Source organism: Microvirga sp. P4_G7 (assembly GCF_056401005.1).
The window spans coordinates 1-747 of record NZ_JBFUKD010001085.1 but is presented as its reverse complement, the minus strand read 5'-3'; the positions used below and the strand labels follow the sequence as shown (position 1 = coordinate 747).

Here is a 747-nt window from a genome sequence, read left to right as displayed (position 1 = left end):
AACTTGGCGTGGTCGATCGCCGTGCCTGCAGCATCCACCAAGGTGAAGGTCAGAGCGTCCCCATCGATATCGGTGGCATCGAGATCGCCGACCACGACTGGATTGACAGCATCGAACGAATTTTCGTCGATCGTGTTGTCGGACAGCGTGACGACCGTCGGTGCATCATTCACGTCTGATACCGTGATCGTCACATCTTGGATTGCGCTATCCGCGGCGCCGTCGTTGGCGCGAACACGGAGGGCATGATCGCCGACGTCTGCCTGAGTGAGCGTAACGCCGGCACGAACGACGAGCGTGGCAACGCCATTGACGATCTCGACGGCGAAGAGCGGATCGTGCTCGTTTGCCGCATATTCGTTCCCGTCGGCTTTGACGAGGCGGAACGTGAGAGTCCCTGTCGTATCAGGATCGGTTGTGGTCAAGGCGCCGACGGCGTCGTGTGCGTCAGCACCTTGGGCAATGGTGGTGTTCGAGAGTGTGACAGCCGTCGGTGCGGTGTCGTTGACATCGCCGATCGTGATCGTCACGTCCTTGAAGTCATGATCCGTACCGTCCGAAACCTTGATGCGCAGGTCGTAATGGTTCGCGGCCTCGCGATCGAGCGTCGCGGTGGCCTTGAGAGCGAGTTTTGCCACTCCGCCGACAACGATGATCTCGAACTTGGCGTGGTCGATCGCCGTGCCTGCAGCATCCACCAAGGTGAAGGTCAGAGCGTCCCCATCGATATCGGTGGCATCGAGATCG

The 747-nt window shown here is 59.8% G+C and carries 1 pseudogene; it reads right to left on the bottom strand.

The features are described from left to right. Nucleotides 1-747: pseudogene (locus AC1DT3_RS23175) on the bottom strand (hypothetical protein); the annotation flags it as partial.